This is a genomic window from Actinoplanes sp. OR16, from assembly GCF_004001265.1.
In the GTDB taxonomy this organism is placed as follows: domain Bacteria; phylum Actinomycetota; class Actinomycetes; order Mycobacteriales; family Micromonosporaceae; genus Actinoplanes.
In genome coordinates, this window is sequence record NZ_AP019371.1 from 2189729 (window position 1) to 2204626 (window position 14898).

The following is a 14898-nucleotide window of genomic DNA, read 5'->3' on the forward strand; positions in this document are numbered from 1 at the left end:
TTAAGCTGCTGATCCATGGAGCCGACCGAACGACGCGTCCTGGTGGTGGAGGACGAGCGGGCCATCGCCGACGCCGTCGCAGCCCGCCTGCGCGCCGAGGGATTCGCCGTCGAGATCGCCGGGGACGGCCCGGCAGCGGTCGAGGCCGCGCGGACGGGCCGGCCCGACGTCGTCGTGCTGGACGTGATGCTGCCCGGGTTCGACGGCCTCGAGGTGTGCCGGCGGATCCAGGCCGAGCGCCCGGTTCCGGTGCTCATGCTGACCGCCCGCGGCGACGAGACCGATCTGCTGGTCGGGCTCGCTGTCGGCGCCGACGACTACATGGCCAAGCCGTTCTCGATGCGCGAGCTGGCGGCCCGGGTGCACGCGCTGGTCCGGCGAGCTTCCAAGATCAGCAGCGTCGGCGAGAAGACCCCGAGCGCGATCCGGCTCGGCGACCTGGAGATCAACCAGGCCGAGCGCCGGGTCCTGCGCGCCGGTGTCGAAGCACACCTCACACCGACCGAGTTCGACCTCCTGGTGCACCTGGCCGGCCGGCCCCGGACGGTGGTTCCCCGGGAGAGGCTGCTCGCCGAGGTCTGGGGCTGGGCCGACGCGTCCGGCACGCGCACCGTGGACAGCCACATCAAGGCGCTGCGCCGCAAGCTGGGCGCCGACCTGATCCGCACGGTGCACGGGGTCGGCTATGCGCTCGAGGTCGACCGATGATGCTCGCCGTCCACAGGATCGCCGCGCGACTGTTCGGCTGGCTGCCCCGGCCGCTCGACCCGGTCCGCTCGATCAAGGCGAAGCTCTCCCTGGCGCTGGGCTTCGCCGGCGGCGTGGGACTGCTCGTCTTCCTGTGGAGCATCGACTTCTACCGGATCGACCTGCTCTGGATCGCCATCGCTGCCGCCCTCGGACTGGTGACGCTGCAGGTCATGGCCCATGGCGCGACCACGCCGCTGCGTGAGATGACGGTGGCCGCCCGGGCGATGGCCCGCGGCGACTACACCCGCCGGATCCGGACCCGCTCGCAGGACGAGGTGGGCGAGCTGGCGTCGGCGTTCAATCAGATGGCCGCCGACCTCGCCGCCGCGGACCGCCAGCGGCGCGAGCTGATCGCGAACGTCTCGCACGAGCTGCGTACGCCGATCACCGCACTTCAGGGCCTGCTGGAGAACATCGTCGACGGGGTCGCCGACCCCGAGCCCGAGACGATGAGCACCGCCCTGGCACAGACCCAGCGACTGAGCCGGCTGGTGACCGATCTGCTCGATCTGTCGCGTTTGGACGCCGGGGTCGTGCCGCTGCGCCGGGACACGATCGACGTGCCGGCCTTCCTCGACGAGGTCGTCCGGGAGGCCGCGCTGAACGCCGGCGACGGTGTCCGCTTCACCGTCTCCGCACCCGGTATGGCGATCTCCGGCGACCGGGAACGCCTGCATCAGGTCTTCGCCAACCTGCTGGACAACGCGGCCCGGCACAGCCCGGCCGGCGGGACCGTCACGGTACGCGCCGAGCGCCGTGACGAACACCTGCTGCTCGCCGTCGTGGATCAGGGCGTGGGCATCCCGGCCGGCGAACGGGAACGCGTCTTCGAACGCTTCACCCGGGGCGAGCGGGCCACCGGCGGCGGGACCGGCCTCGGCCTGGCCATCGCCCGCTGGGTCGTGCAGATGCACCGGGGAACCATCGCCGTGGTCGAGCCGGACGGCGACCGCGGCTGCCACATCCAGGTACGCCTTCCCCTCGACGCCTGACGAAAGGCGATAAGTCATGACTACGGCACCTCCAGCCCTCCAGACTGGACAAAAGGGAGAAATCCACGGGCCCCAGCTATCCGGCAACCGGCATTGGCCGGGTCCCGGAGCGCCCGCATCCGGCCCGACGATCGTCGCCCTCGCCGCCGCGGCGGTGGTGGCAGCGATCGCCGTTCCGGTGGACCGCCCCGGCATCGGCTGGCTGATCACGGCGATCGCCGGGACGGCCGCGCTGATCGTCGCCCGCGCCGTGCCGGGCAAGCAGGCGGTGCCCGTGCTGGTCGAACGCGCGCCGGACAACGGCACGAGGGATCGGTTCGCCTGGGCCGCCGCCACGATCGTGCTGCTCGGCGTCGGCACATTCCGTGCGGCGGGCTGGCTCTTCGTGCTCTGCCTGCTGGTCGGGACGGTCACCGCGGCGATCTCGCTGAGTGCGGGACGGTCGCTGCGAGCGCTGGCTGTGGCGTACGCCCTGGTCCCGATCGCGGCCGTCCGCGGCCTTCCCTGGATCTCCCACGGCCTCTCGCGGCTGCGCAGCAGCCGGACCGGCTCGCCCGTCCGGATCATCGGCACCGCCGTCGTCTCGATCGTGCTGCTCGGCGTCTTCGGCGCGCTGTTCGCCTCGGCCGACGCCGCGTTCGCCAGGGTCTTCGCCGCCGCCGCCCCGGACCTGCGCGGCGACGTGCTCGTTCGCTGGATCTTCCTGGGCGGCATCACGTTCGTCGTGCTCACCGCCGCCGCGTTCCTGCGTGCCGCGCCGCCGGTGGCCGGGAAGCTGGACCACACCGAGGGCCGCAAGGTCGGCTGGATGGAGTGGGCGGTGCCGCTCGGCCTGCTGGTGCTGCTGTTCGGCGCGTTCGTGGCGATCCAGCTGACCGTTCTCTTCGGCGGTGTCCGCTATGTGGTGGAGACCGAAGGGCTGACCTACGCCCAGTACGCGAGATCCGGCTTCTGGCAGCTCTGCGCGGTCACCGTGCTCACCCTGGTCGTGCTGGCCGGCGCCGCTCGCTGGGCGCCGCGCCGCACCCCGGCCGACCGGGTCCTGCTGCGTACCGTCCTCGGCAGCCTCGCCGCGCTCACCCTGGTCATCGTCGCGTCCGCGCTGCACCGGATGAACGTCTACACCGACACGTACGGGCTGACCCGGCTGCGACTTCTGGTGGCCTGCTGCGAGGCCTGGTTCGGCCTGGTCCTCACGATGGTGCTGATCGCCGGCATCCGGATCCGGGCGGCGTGGCTGCCCCGGGTGGCGATCGCGACCGGGGTGCTCGCCCTGATCGGCCTGGCCGTCGCGAACCCGGACCGGCTGATCGCGGAGAGCGCCGTGGACCGCTACCAGCGAACCCAGTTGATCGACCTCGGCTACCTCTCCTCGCTCTCGCCGGACGCCGTACCCGCCCTCATGGAGCTTCCACGATCGTCGCCACGCGCCTGCCTGCTCTGGAAGCTGGGCGAGACGCTGCCCGAGGACGACGGCTGGCGTAGCTGGAACCTCGGCCTGGTGAACGCCCGTGACGCGCTCGCCGCTGATCCGGTCGCCCGTCCGACGATCTGCTATTGACAATTCTCGCTGGCCGGAGAGACTGCCGGACATGGCCGCCGCGACCCCCGACCCCGCCCGCACCCGTGTGGTGCTGGCCGAGGCCGCGGCGAGGCGGGGCGCGGCCGACCGGGCCGGCATCGACCTGGCCGAGCAGACGCCGATCGGTGAGGCGCTGGTCAAAGGGCTGGTCCGGGCCCAGCTGCGACTCGCGCTGCGGCTCGCGCTGGTGGTCGTCGCCGGGCTGGGCACGCTGCCGCTGCTGTTCGTGGCGGCGCCCGGGGTCGGTGCGTTCCGGGTTGCCGGGGTCCCCCTTCCGTGGCTGCTGCTCGGCCTGCTGTCGTTCCCGTTCCTGGTCGGGATCGGTGCGCTCTACGTCCGCTGGGCCGAGCGCAACGAGCAGGACTTCGCCTCGGTGATCCGGCGGCCGGAGCGGTGAATCCGTACCTCGGCCCCGGCCTGATCGTGGTGGTGCTGCTGACCGTGGCGATCGGGGCGTACGGGCTGCGGTTCGCCAGGACCACCTCGGACTTCCTGGTCGCGTCCCGCTCGGTGAGCCCGACCTGGAACGCCGCGGCGATCAGCGGCGAGTACCTGTCGGCGGCGTCGTTCCTCGGTGTGGCCGGGCTGATCCTCGCGTACGGCGTCGACATGCTCTGGTACCCGGTCGGTTTCGCGGCCGGGTACCTCGCTCTGCTGCTCTTCGTGGCGGCGCCGCTGCGCCGATCCGGGGCGTTCACCCTGCCGGACTTCTGCGAGGTACGCCTGCGGTCCCGCACGCTGCGCCGGCTCGCGACCGCGTTCGTGCTGTTCATCGGCTGCCTCTACCTGCTGCCGCAGTTGCAGGGGGCGGGACTGACGTTCGCCACGATCACCGGCGGGTCGTACGTCTGGGGCGCCCTGCTCGTCAGCGCCGTCGTCACCGCGAACGTGGCGTTCGGCGGGATGCGGGCGATCACCTTCGTGCAGGCGTTCCAGTATTGGCTGAAGCTGACGGCTCTCGCCGTACCGATGATCTTCTTGGTCCTGCAGTGGCAGTCGGACGGACGCCCGGCCGCGACACCGCCGGAGGGCGCCGTCTTCCCGGCTGCCACCACCGTGGTGATCGAGCAGGACGCGGTGCTGAACGGCAGCCGGGCAGTGCAGGCCGGCGAGACCCTGCACTTCGCGGCGGGCGACGCGGTACCCCGGATCAGCACCGTCGACGCCGGCTTCGGCCCGGACTGGCTGCTGCCCAGCGGCGACCAGGAGTTGTTCGCGACGTACTCGCTGATCCTGGCGACCTTCCTGGGGACCATGGGGCTGCCGCACGTGCTGGTCCGCTTCTACACGAACCCGGACGGCGCGTCGGCGCGCCGGACCACCCTCGTGGTGCTCGCCATGGTCGGCCTCTTCTATCTGCTGCCCACCCTCTACGGCGTGCTCGGCCGGATCTACACGCCCCAACTGCTCATGACCGGGCACACCGACGCCGTGGTCCTGCTGCTGCCGGAGGCCGCGCTGGGTGGCGGGCATCTGGGCCGGCTGCTCGGCGCCCTCGTCGCCGCCGGCGCGCTCGCCGCTTTCCTCTCCACCTCGTCCGGCCTGCTCACCAGCGTCGCCGGGGTGATCTTCACGGACGTGCTGCGGTCCGGCCGCAGCGGCTCGATCCGCGAGTTCCGGCTGGCCACCCTGCTGGCCGCGAGCGTGCCGACGCTGTTCGCCCTCTACGTGTCCGACATGGACGTCTCGAAGGTGGTCGGCCTCGCCTTCGCCGTGGCGGCGTCGAGCTTCTGCCCACTGCTGGTCCTCGGCATCTGGTGGCGGCGTCTCACCGCCGCGGGCGCGATCGCCGGTCTCGTCGCCGGCGGGGGCGCGTCGATGGCCGCCGTGCTGATCACCGTCCTCGGCCCGCCCTTGTCCGGATGGGTCGCCTCGTTCGTGGAACAGCCGGCCGCATGGACCGTTCCGCTGGCCTTCATCGTGATGATCAGCGGCTCGTTACTGACCAGCCGGCGGGTTCCGGCCGACATCGGGGCGACCATGCTCCGGCTGCACGCACCGGAGTCACTGAGGGTGTGACCGGTTCCGCCCGGCACTTCGGGCCGATACGTTCAAGTCATGACCATCCCGGCACAGCGCCACCCAGAGCCCGCGATGTCGCTGCGTGGCCTGGTGAAGCACTTCGACACCCGGCTCGCCGTCTCCGGTGTGACGCTGGATGTGCCGGCGGGTTCGTTCTACGGCCTGCTCGGACCGAACGGCGCCGGCAAGACAACGACCCTGTCGATGGCGGTGGGCCTGCTGCGGCCCGACGCGGGTCAGGCCGTCCTGCGGGGGTACGACGTCTGGCAAAGCCCGCACGAAGCCAAAGCCCTGGTCGGGGTGCTCCCGGACGGTGTGCGGATGTTCGACCGGCTGAGCGGCCCGGAACTGCTCGCCTACCACGGCCTGCTCCGCGGCATGCCCGCCGACGTGGTCGACCAGCGCTCCCGTGACCTGCTCGACGTGCTCGAGCTGGGCGTCGGCAACCGCACCCTGGTGGTCGACTACTCGGCCGGCATGAAGAAGAAGATCGGCCTGGCCTGCGCGCTGCTGCATGCGCCCCGGCTGCTCGTGCTGGACGAGCCGTTCGAGGCGGTCGACCCGGTGTCGGCCGCGCTGATCCGGGACATCCTCCAGCGGTACGTGACCGGCGGCGGCACCGTGATCTTCTCCAGTCACGTGCTGGAAGTGGTCGAGCGGCTCTGCTCGCACGTCGCGATCATGTCGGACGGGGTGCTGCGGCTACACGGCACGCTCGCCGAGGTCCGCGGCGAACGGCCATTGCAGGACGTGTTCGTGCAGGTCGTCGGCGGCCGGGTGGCGACCGGCTCGGAGCTGGCGTGGCTGTGAGCATCCGGTCGTTCGTACGGCTCAAACTGCGGATCACCGGCAACGGACTGCGCGGCCGGCCGGCGAGGATCGTCGTCTTCGTCGTCGGCGTTCTCGTCGCCGGTCTCGCGGCGATCGTGGGCTACGCGACGTTCGCCGTACCGGGTCTGCTCGGCAACGTGCAGGCCGCTGAATGCTGCTCCCGTTCGGCGGCGCCCTGGTCGTGCTCGGCTGGCTCTTCCTGCCGCTGCTCTTCTTCGGCGTCGACGACTCCCTCGACCCGGCCCAGTTCGCGCTGCTGCCGATACCCCGGCGCAGGCTGATCGCCGGTCTTTCAACGGCAGCGCTCGCCGGGCTGCCGGCCCTGGCCACCCTCGCGGCGACGGCCGGGACCGTGGACTCGGCCGCCCGGCTCGGCGGACCGGTGGCGGCCGTCGCCCAGGTGCTCGGCGTGCTGACCGGACTGCTTCTCTGCGTAGCCGTCAGCCGCGCCCTGACCAGTGCTTTCGCCACCGCACTGCGATCACGGCGGGCCCGTGACCTGGCGACCATCCTGCTCGCTGTGGTCGCCGCGTCGATCGGACCGGCCCAGCTGCTGCTGCTCGGCCTGATCAATCGAGCCGACTGGGACGGCGCCGCCACGGTCGCCGCGGTGCTCGGCTGGACGCCGGTGGCCGCGCCGTACACGCTCGGGCTCGACGTGATGGCGGGACGGCTCTGGGCCGTACCCCTGAAGCTCTTGATCGTCATAGGCTCGATCGGCGCCCTGCTCCTCTGGTGGAGCCGCACCATCGAAGCCGCCATGGTCGGAAGCGCCGGTGGCCGCACCCGCTCCCCGAAGACCCCCGATCCGGCAGCCCGAGGCCCGGTCGGCACGCTCATCCCACGCTGGCTGCCGCGGTCGCGCTTCGGCGCGCTGATGGCCCGCGAGACCCGCTACTGGTGGCGCGAGACCCGGCGCCGAGCCGCCCTGATCACCCTGGCGGTGGCCGGCGTCTTCCTGCCGATATCCACCGCTTTCGGCACCGATGGCGCGGGCGCCGGGGGACTCGCGGTCCTGGTGGGCGCGATCGCGCCGATCGGTTTGGCCAACCAGTTCGGGTACGAGGGAAGCGCCTATGCGACGAACGTCCTCACCGGGATCCCCGGTCGCCTGGAGGTGCATTCCCGGGCTGCCGCCCACGCGTTGTTCACCGTGCCGATGCTGGTCCTCGTCGCGGTGGTGACCGGATTCGCGGCGGGCAACCCCTCGCGGGTGCCGGCAACCCTCGGCCTGCTGCTCGCCACCTACGGCGTCGGCCTCGCCCTGGTACTGCCGATCTCGGTGGCCGCCGCCTACGCGCTGCCCGACCCGACGACGCCGTTCGCGCTCTCCTCGGGCGGCGGCATCAGCAAGGCCCTGCCCAGCCTCGGCGGCATGGTGGGCGCGCTGCTCGGATCGCTGCCCCTGGTGATGGCCGCCTACCTGCTCGGTCCGGTGTGGACCTGGCTCGGCCTGTTCCTCGGCGCCGCCTACGGCCTGGCCGCCTACCTGCTCGGCGCCCACCTGGCCGGCGCCCTGCTCGACCGCCGAACCCCCGAACTCCTCGCCGCCGTGACGACCCGCTAGCGAATCTTGCGTAGCCCGTCGCGCTTGACGAAGATGACCCGCCGCTCGACCGCGTCCCCCGACGCGCCCAGCACATAGCCGTCGATCCAGAGCCAGCCGTCATAGGTGATGCGCGGATCGACCCGGATGACCCGGAACGTCAGCGCCCGGCTGCCGGCGAACTGCACACTGGCCGCGCCACCGACGTAGAGGACGTCGCCGGCCAGGGGCAATGCCTCACTCATACGGGCCGCCTCCCGTCATCGACGGGAACGACTCTACTCACGCGCAGTGTCCACTTTCGAGAACGGTCAGGCGCGTCCGGCAGTCCGCGGACCGGGGTTGATCAGGACGGTACGCAGGCCGTCCTGGCGCACGAAGATCCGGCGGCGCTGCAGGGCGTTGCCGGCCGGGCCGAGGACATAGCCCTCCAGCCAGACCCAGCCGTCGTAGGTGACCCTGGTGTCCACCCGGATGATCCGGAAGGTCAGCGCCCGATCGCCCGAGAACTGGACGCTCGCCTCGGCGCCGACCAGGACGACGTCGCCCGGTCGCAAACCCATCCGCTGTCCCTCCCTCGACCCTCCTCAAAATAGTTTGCGATCAATTAAATGGGATAGCGGCTAGCACAATCTGTAATCGGGAGAATGATCGGATGAACACCGACGAGCCGGGTGGACGAATTCACTCAACCGATCCCTTCGCCGTGCCGGACTCGTCGAAGTCCCCGGTCCGGCGCCTGCGAGGCCGGTTCGCAGCGCCCGTGACGATCTGGACCACTCCCGGGCCGAGCGGCCTCACCGTCTCGTCCACGCTGGTGGCCGACGGGGATCCGGGCCGGATCCTCGGTCTGATCGACGAGGAGAGCGACTTCTGGGACGCCGCCTCGATCGCCGGCCGGTTCGCGGTGATCCCGCTGACCCCGGCCGACCGGCAGCTCGCCGACCGGTTCGCCGGGCTGATGCCGTCGCCGGGCGGCCTCTTCGCGACCGGCGAGTGGCAGCGGACGGATTACGGCCCGGTGCCCGCCGGCGTCGCGTCCTGGGCCGGTTGCCGGCTGGAGAGCAGCCGGGAGTGCGGCTGGGCACTGCTGGTCGAGGGCGTGATCGAATCGATGGATTTCAACGGTGACGCGCCCCCGCTGGTCCACTACCGCGGTCGATACGCCCAGCTCACCGTTTAGCCACAAGTTCCATCTTCACCCCGCCGCTCAGCGCAGTCAGACGGCCACTGGGCGCACATCACGACCGGCGGTCGGTGACGTGGCCCACACCTTCGTACGGTGCCGGAAAGTCCGCACCGACGAAGGTGGTGAATCCCCGTGCCGGCCTCCGCCGAGAGATACCTCGAAGTCCAGCGCTCCGAGGAGTTCGCTCAACTGCGCCACAGACTGCGCCGCTTCATCTTCCCGACGACCATCGCGTTCATCGTCTGGTACTCGCTCTACGTGCTGCTCTCCGCGTACGCGCGGGACTTCATGAGCATCAAGCTGTTCGGCAACATCAACGTCGCCCTGGTCTTCGGCATCCTGCAGTTCGTCTCGACGTTCGCGATCGCCTGGTACTACGCCCGGTTCGCGGCGAAGGAGATCGACCCGCGAGCCGACGCCGTCTACCAGGAGCTCGAGAGCACCCCCGCGGCCACCAACGAGGGGAGCGCCGGCTGATGGACGCCCTCTTCGCCGCCGAGGCCACGGCCAGCACCTCGCGTACCCTCACCATCTCGCTGTTCCTGGTCTTCGTGGCGATCACGCTCGGGATCACCGTCTGGGCGAGCCGGCAGACGAAGACCGCCACCGACTTCTACGCCGGCGGCCGGCAGTTCTCCGGCTTCCAGAACGGCATGGCGATCGGTGGCGACTACATGTCGGCGGCGTCGTTCCTCGGCATCGCCGGCCTGATCGCCCTCTTCGGGTACGACGGCTTCCTCTACTCGATCGGCTTCCTGGTCGCCTGGCTCGTCGCGCTGCTGCTGGTCGCCGAGTTCCTGCGCAACTCGGGCCGGTACACGATGGCCGACGTGCTGGCGTTCCGGATGCGGCAGCGGCCGGTCCGGACCGCCGCGAGCGCCTCCACCATCGTCGTGTCGGTCTTCTACCTGATCGCGCAGATGGTCGGGGCGGGCGCGCTCGTCTCGCTGCTGCTCGGCATCAAGGGCGACACCGAGTTCCTCGGCATGGACGCCGAGACCGCCAAGGTCGCGACCATCATCCTGGTCGGCGCGCTGATGATCGTTTATGTGACGGTCGGTGGCATGAAGGGCACCACCTACGTACAGATCGTCAAGGCCTTCATGCTGATGGGCGGCGCCTTCATCATGGTGCTGCTGGTGCTCGCGCACTACAAGTTCAACCTGTCCGCGCTGCTCGGTGACGCCGCCGAACGATCCGGCAAGGGGACGGCGTTCCTGGAACCGGGGCTGCGCTACGGCGTGGAGACGGCCGGGGACGCGGCGAAGACGTTCTACAGCAAGATGGACCTGCTCTCGCTGGGCCTCGCGCTGGTGCTCGGCACGGCCGGCCTGCCGCACATCCTGACCCGCTTCTACACGGTTCCGACCAGCCGGATCGCGCGCAAGAGCGTGCTCTGGGCGATCGGCATCATCGGCACCTTCTACCTGTTCACCCTGGCCCTCGGCTTCGGCGCGGCGGCCCTGGTCGGCGGCGACAACATCACCGCGCAGGACAAGGCCGGCAACACCGCCGCGCCGCAGCTCGCCCAGCAGCTCGGCATCGACTACCTGGGCGGTGACACCGGCGGCTCGATCATGCTGGCGGTGATCGCGGCGGTCGCCTTCGCCACGATCCTCGCCGTGGTCGCCGGACTGACGCTGGCGTCGTCGTCGAGCCTCGCGCACGACTTCTACGCCAACGTGATCAAGCGCGGCAACGCCTCCGAGCGGGACGAGGTCCGGGTCGCCCGGATCGCGGCGTTCGGCATCGGCGCCGTCGCGATCGCCCTGTCGATCTTCGCGCAGAGCCTGAACGTGGCGTTCCTCGTGGCGCTCGCGTTCGCTGTGGCCGCGTCGGCGAACCTGCCGGCCATCCTCTACAGCCTCTTCTGGCGCCGATTCAACACGGCCGGAGCGCTCTGGTCCATCTACGGCGGCCTGGCATCCGCCGTGATCCTGGTCTTCTTCTCCCCGGTCGTCTCCGGCTCACCGACGGCGATGTTCCCGGACCAGGACTGGCACTGGTTCCCGCTGTCGAACCCGGGCATCATCTCGATCCCGCTCGGCTTCTTCTTCGGCTGGCTCGGGACGGTCATCTCCAAGGAGACCGACGAGCTGAAGTACGCCGAGCTCGAAGTCCGGTCGATCACCGGCCACGGGGCACACTGACCCTTCACCGCACACGGCCCGGCGCGTCGCCACGCCGGGCCGTGTGCTGTTTTTCACAAGTTCCGGCGCACCCGCCCTGGTCTTGGAAAATCTCCCACGTTCGTGCCGAAGCGAGGCGTGGGTCCGGAACCTTCGCCTTCACTCCGTAATCTGGAGAGCATGTCAGCCACCTCCTCCCCCAGCGGCTACCCCTCCGGGCGGGCGTCCGTGCCCGCATATGGGGGAGGCCCCCGCGACTACTACGACGACTACCAGACGCCGTCGGACCCGCCGCCGCGCAGTCCCGGCGGTCCTGGCCGGCCGGGCGGCCCCGGTGGTCCGGGCGCGCCGTTCAAGGGACGCCGCCCTCGCCCGCGCTGGAAGCGCATCGCGCTCGTGGTCGGCATCGTGCTGGTGATCATCGCGATCATCGCCGGCGTCTCGGCGTACGGGTACTTCAACGGCCTGGACAACAACCTCAAGCGCACCGACGCGTTCAGTGAGATCACCGCGGAGCGGCCGGCCAAGACGGTCGACGGCGCGTTCAACATCCTGCTGGTCGGCAGCGACTCGCGGGACCCGGACGCCAAGCAGGACCAGAAGAACGCCTGGCGCGCCGACACGCTGATGATCATGCACGTGCCGGCCGACCACAAGTCGGCTCAGCTCGTCTCGATCCCGCGTGACCTCTGGGTGCAGATCCCGAGCGGAAACAACGATCCCTGTACGTCGGGGAGCCGCGCCAAGATCAACGCAGCATTCGCGTTCGGCGGCATCCCGCGGGCGGTGCGGACCGTCGAGTGCATGACCGACGTGCGCATCGACCACGTCATGGCGATCGACTTCGGCGGCTTCAAGGAGGTCACCGACGCGATCGGCGGTGTCGACCTGAAGGTGGACCAGACCATCACGTCGATCCACAAGCCGTACCGGAAGTTCACCAAGGGCATGATGCACATGGACGGCGCCCAGGCGCTCGACTGGGTGCGCCAGCGCAAGCAGTTCGCCCGCGGCGACTTCGCCCGCATGCAGCACCAGCAGGAGTTCCTGAAGGCGATCATGGACAAGGCCGCCAGCGGTGGCACCCTGACCAGCCCGACCAAGCTGGACGCCTTCCTCGACTCCGTCTCCGCGGCGGTCACCGTCGACGAGACCTTCTCGCTGAAGGACATGGCGCTGCAGTTCCGGCACCTGCGCGGCGACAACCTGACGTTCCTGACGAGCCCCAACAAGGGCAGCGACACCATCGACGGCCAGTCGGTCGTGGTCTCCGACCGGGAGAAGGCGATCACGCTCTACAAGGCGATGGCCGACGACAAGATGGCCGAATGGATGACTGCCAACCCGTCCAAGAAGTAAAAAGATTCACTTCGAAACTTGGCAGATATTCAAATGGACGCCAAGTGTCCGTAAGGTTATGCAGCCCCTCGCCTTCTTTCCCGGGAGTGCTGCATGACCGTCACGGCCGACCAGCCATCGGATCTTGACGATCTGCTCGACCCGGAGAAGCCGGCCCCACGCGAGATCAAATCTCGGAAGGCGAAGAAGGAACGCTCGCCGCTGTGGGCCCGGCTATCCGTGTCTCTGGGCGCGGTGCTTCTGGTGGCGAGCGGAGGCGGGCTGGTCGGCGGCAAGGTGCTGATCAGCAAGACCACCGAGAACATCGCGCTGGAGAACCTGACCGGCGACGCGAAGAAGACGGCCGAGGAGGGCGGCGGCGCCACCCTCGACGGCCCGATCGACATGCTCCTGATGGGCGTGGACGCCCGGGAGCGCTGGGCCGCCGACGAGCTCCGGTCCGACACGATCATCATCCTGCACATCCCGGCCAGTCACGATCAGGCGTACCTGATCTCGATCCCCCGGGACACCGAGGTCCAGGCGCCGGCGTTCGGGCCGAGCAAGTACTCCGGCGGCACGGTCAAGGCCACCGAGGCGTTCTACTGGGGCGCACAGAACGGGGCCGGCTGGACCGGCGGCGCACAGCTGCTCTCCAAGACGCTCAAGGACATGACCGGGATCAGCTTCGACGGCGCCGGGATCATCAACTTCGGCGGTTTCAAGAAGGTGATCGACGAGCTCGGCGGCGTGAAGATGTGCGTCGACCAGCAGGTCACCTCGAAGCACATGAAGCTCGTCGACGGCAAGGAGATGTGGCTCGCCGACGCCCGCAAGACCGGCAAGCCGATGAAGGACGTCGTGCACAAGGTCGGCTGCAAGGACATGGAGGGCTGGGAGGCGCTCGACTACGCCCGCCAGCGCTACGGCCTCAAGAACGGCGACTACGACCGGCAGCGGCACCAGCAGCAGCTGATCAAGGCGATGGCCAAGAAGGCGGCCGGCAGCGGCATGCTCACCAACCCGCTCAAGATCAGCTCGGTCATCCAGGCCGCGGGCGAGGCGCTCGTGCTGGACATCGGCGACATCGAGCTCACCGACTTCGTCCTCGGCCTGTCCGGCGTGGCGGCGAACGACCTGGTCCTGCTCCGGACGAACAACGGCACCTTCTCCGGCAACGGCAACGGCCGGGAGGTCTTCACCGACAAGAGCAAGGAGATGTTCCAGGCGGTCAAAGAGGACAAGCTGGCTCAGTTCGTCCTCGACAACCCGGACGTCGTCGCAACCGAGAAGTGAACCCGTACGCTGGTCCCGTGTTCGGATCACACGTACCCACCGTCACCCCTGCCGAGGTCGAGCCCGGGGCATACCTGCTCGACGTGCGTGAGCCCGACGAGTGGACGGCCGGGCACGCGCCCGGTGCGCACCACCTGCCGATGATGGAGGTCCCGGCCCGGATGGCCGAGGTGCCGACCGACGGGGACGTCGTGGTGATCTGCCGAGCCGGTGGACGGTCCGGGCAGGTCGCGGCGTACCTGATCCAGCAGGGCTGGGACAACCTGCGCAACCTCGAAGGCGGCATGCAGGCGTGGGCCGCCGCCGGACGAGACGTGGTCAGCGAGGACGGGCAGCCCGCTCGCGTGATCTAGCTTCCGCCATGACCGCCGACGACTACCGTCCGCTCGTCTTCGCCCACCGCGGCGGAGCCGACGCGTTACCCGAGCACACCCTCGGCGCCTACCTGCGTGCTCTCGACGAGGGCGCGGACGGCCTGGAGTGCGATGTCCGGCTCACCCGCGACGGCCACCTGGTCTGCGTCCACGACGGGCGGCTGGAACGCACCAGCAACGGCCGGGGCCGGGTCAGCGCCAAGACCCTCGCCGACCTGGACGCGCTGAACTTCGGGTCCTGGCACCCCGGCTACCCGGCCGACGAGGAACTGCCGGACCTCGCCCGGCTGCTCACCCTGGAACGGCTGCTGGAGACACTGCTCTCCTGCGGCCGACAGGTGCGGCTGCTGATCGAGACGAAACACCCGTCGCGGTACGGCGCCGAGGTCGAGCGCCGGCTGGTCCGGATGTTGCGCCACTACGGACTCGCCGACCCGAAGCCGGACGACCCGGTCCAGGTGACGGTCATGTCGTTCGCCGCGCTCGCCCTGCGCCGCATCCGCGCGCAGGCCCCCGGACTGCCCCGGGTGTACCTCATGGAGTTCGTCCCGCCCGGCGCCGGCCGTGGCCGCCTGCCGTTCGGGGCGCGCACCGCGGGACCCGGCGTCGAGTTGATCCGCGCGAAGCCGGGACTGCTGCCGGCGATCCGGGCGGCGGGCCACCGGACGTACGTGTGGACCGTCAACGAGCCGGCCGACCTCGCGCTCGTCCTCGCACACCGCGTGGATGGCGTGATCACCGATCGTCCCCGATGGGTGCTGGACGAACTCGGCCGGGTGTGACCTGCGACACTCATCGCCCGTCAAAGCCAGGATCCGCTTAGGTTCATCTGCCGAAATCCCGGCGGGC

General features: G+C 70.0%; 15 protein-coding genes and 1 pseudogene. 14 read left to right on the plus strand and 2 right to left on the minus strand.

Annotated elements, in window-relative coordinates:
• Nucleotides 1-15 precede the first annotated feature (15 nt).
• The 7 genes and pseudogenes from EP757_RS10165 to EP757_RS10195 all read left to right on the plus strand — a co-directional run bounded on the left by EP757_RS10165 (nucleotide 16) and on the right by EP757_RS10195 (nucleotide 7744).
• Nucleotides 16-708: a response regulator transcription factor gene (locus tag EP757_RS10165; RefSeq protein ID WP_127544193.1), complete on the plus strand. Its 693-nt coding sequence runs from the start codon at nucleotides 16-18 to the stop codon at nucleotides 706-708.
• Entirely contained in the window at nucleotides 708-1742 is a 1035-nt protein-coding gene (locus EP757_RS10170) for a HAMP domain-containing sensor histidine kinase (RefSeq protein WP_127554178.1), read from the plus strand. Before EP757_RS10165 ends, EP757_RS10170 begins: the two co-directional genes overlap by 1 nt.
• A 16-nt stretch (nucleotides 1743-1758) precedes the next feature.
• On the plus strand, nucleotides 1759-3303 hold the full coding sequence (locus EP757_RS10175) for a DUF4153 domain-containing protein (RefSeq protein WP_127544195.1): 1545 nt from the start codon (nucleotides 1759-1761) through the stop codon (nucleotides 3301-3303).
• 31 nt (nucleotides 3304-3334) lie between these two features.
• Entirely contained in the window at nucleotides 3335-3721 is a 387-nt protein-coding gene (locus EP757_RS10180) for a hypothetical protein (protein ID WP_127544197.1), read from the plus strand.
• Nucleotides 3718-5343 (plus strand): cation acetate symporter, encoded by a 1626-nt coding sequence (locus EP757_RS10185; protein ID WP_127544199.1) that lies wholly within the window; start codon nucleotides 3718-3720, stop codon nucleotides 5341-5343. The genes EP757_RS10180 and EP757_RS10185 overlap by 4 nt, the downstream gene beginning before the upstream one ends.
• Nucleotides 5344-5382: 39 nt before the next feature.
• Nucleotides 5383-6156 (plus strand): ABC transporter ATP-binding protein, encoded by a 774-nt coding sequence (locus EP757_RS10190; RefSeq protein ID WP_127544201.1) that lies wholly within the window; start codon nucleotides 5383-5385, stop codon nucleotides 6154-6156.
• A pseudogene (locus tag EP757_RS10195) lies at nucleotides 6153-7744 on the plus strand (ABC transporter permease). The gene EP757_RS10190 and the pseudogene EP757_RS10195 overlap by 4 nt, the downstream one beginning before the upstream one ends.
• Here EP757_RS10195 and EP757_RS10200 read toward each other — a convergent pair.
• Both EP757_RS10200 and EP757_RS10205 read right to left on the minus strand, forming a co-directional pair.
• Nucleotides 7741-7968 carry a hypothetical protein gene (locus EP757_RS10200; protein ID WP_127544203.1) on the minus strand — a complete coding sequence of 76 codons (228 nt, stop codon included), beginning with the start codon at nucleotides 7966-7968 and terminating at the stop codon, nucleotides 7741-7743. The pseudogene EP757_RS10195 and the gene EP757_RS10200 overlap by 4 nt on opposite strands.
• 66 nt (nucleotides 7969-8034) lie before the next feature.
• Nucleotides 8035-8286: a hypothetical protein gene (locus EP757_RS10205; RefSeq protein WP_127544205.1), complete on the minus strand. Its 252-nt coding sequence runs from the start codon at nucleotides 8284-8286 to the stop codon at nucleotides 8035-8037.
• 92 nt (nucleotides 8287-8378) lie between these two features.
• Here EP757_RS10205 and EP757_RS10210 point away from each other — a divergent pair, with 92 nt between their 5' ends.
• The 7 genes from EP757_RS10210 (at nucleotide 8379) to EP757_RS10240 (ending at nucleotide 14831) form a co-directional block, all read left to right on the plus strand.
• Nucleotides 8379-8906 carry a flavin reductase family protein gene (locus EP757_RS10210; RefSeq protein WP_127544207.1) on the plus strand — a complete coding sequence of 176 codons (528 nt, stop codon included), beginning with the start codon at nucleotides 8379-8381 and terminating at the stop codon, nucleotides 8904-8906.
• A 138-nt stretch (nucleotides 8907-9044) separates the two neighbouring features.
• Nucleotides 9045-9389 carry a DUF485 domain-containing protein gene (locus EP757_RS10215; RefSeq protein ID WP_127544209.1) on the plus strand — a complete coding sequence of 115 codons (345 nt, stop codon included), beginning with the start codon at nucleotides 9045-9047 and terminating at the stop codon, nucleotides 9387-9389.
• A complete protein-coding gene (locus EP757_RS10220) occupies nucleotides 9389-11062 on the plus strand; it encodes a cation acetate symporter (RefSeq protein ID WP_127544211.1) in 1674 nt (557 codons plus the stop codon). The genes EP757_RS10215 and EP757_RS10220 overlap by 1 nt, the downstream gene beginning before the upstream one ends.
• A 159-nt stretch (nucleotides 11063-11221) precedes the next feature.
• A complete protein-coding gene (locus tag EP757_RS10225; protein WP_127544213.1) occupies nucleotides 11222-12400 on the plus strand; it encodes an LCP family protein in 1179 nt (392 codons plus the stop codon).
• 93 nt (nucleotides 12401-12493) lie between these two features.
• Entirely contained in the window at nucleotides 12494-13675 is a 1182-nt protein-coding gene (locus EP757_RS10230) for an LCP family protein (RefSeq protein ID WP_127544215.1), read from the plus strand.
• Nucleotides 13676-13692: 17 nt separating this feature from the next.
• Nucleotides 13693-14028 carry a rhodanese-like domain-containing protein gene (locus tag EP757_RS10235; protein ID WP_127544217.1) on the plus strand — a complete coding sequence of 112 codons (336 nt, stop codon included), beginning with the start codon at nucleotides 13693-13695 and terminating at the stop codon, nucleotides 14026-14028.
• Nucleotides 14029-14036: 8 nt separating this feature from the next.
• Nucleotides 14037-14831: a glycerophosphodiester phosphodiesterase family protein gene (locus tag EP757_RS10240; RefSeq protein WP_127544219.1), complete on the plus strand. Its 795-nt coding sequence runs from the start codon at nucleotides 14037-14039 to the stop codon at nucleotides 14829-14831.
• Nucleotides 14832-14898 lie beyond the last annotated feature (67 nt).

Excerpts from the sequence above, each read along its gene's own strand:
- EP757_RS10165 (WP_127544193.1), top strand. The coding sequence starts at position 16 with ATGGAGCCGACCGAACGACGCGTCCTGGTGGTGGAGGACGAGCGGGCC.
- EP757_RS10170 (WP_127554178.1), top strand. The coding sequence starts at position 708 with ATGCTCGCCGTCCACAGGATCGCCGCGCGACTGTTCGGCTGGCTGCCC.
- EP757_RS10175 (WP_127544195.1), top strand. The coding sequence starts at position 1,759 with ATGACTACGGCACCTCCAGCCCTCCAGACTGGACAAAAGGGAGAAATC.
- EP757_RS10180 (WP_127544197.1), top strand. The coding sequence starts at position 3,335 with ATGGCCGCCGCGACCCCCGACCCCGCCCGCACCCGTGTGGTGCTGGCC.
- EP757_RS10190 (WP_127544201.1), top strand. The coding sequence starts at position 5,383 with ATGACCATCCCGGCACAGCGCCACCCAGAGCCCGCGATGTCGCTGCGT.
- EP757_RS10200 (WP_127544203.1), bottom strand. The coding sequence starts at position 7,968 with ATGAGTGAGGCATTGCCCCTGGCCGGCGACGTCCTCTACGTCGGTGGC.
- EP757_RS10205 (WP_127544205.1), bottom strand. The coding sequence starts at position 8,286 with ATGGGTTTGCGACCGGGCGACGTCGTCCTGGTCGGCGCCGAGGCGAGC.
- EP757_RS10210 (WP_127544207.1), top strand. The coding sequence starts at position 8,379 with ATGAACACCGACGAGCCGGGTGGACGAATTCACTCAACCGATCCCTTC.
- EP757_RS10220 (WP_127544211.1), top strand. The coding sequence starts at position 9,389 with ATGGACGCCCTCTTCGCCGCCGAGGCCACGGCCAGCACCTCGCGTACC.
- EP757_RS10225 (WP_127544213.1), top strand. The coding sequence starts at position 11,222 with ATGTCAGCCACCTCCTCCCCCAGCGGCTACCCCTCCGGGCGGGCGTCC.
- EP757_RS10230 (WP_127544215.1), top strand. The coding sequence starts at position 12,494 with ATGACCGTCACGGCCGACCAGCCATCGGATCTTGACGATCTGCTCGAC.
- EP757_RS10240 (WP_127544219.1), top strand. The coding sequence starts at position 14,037 with ATGACCGCCGACGACTACCGTCCGCTCGTCTTCGCCCACCGCGGCGGA.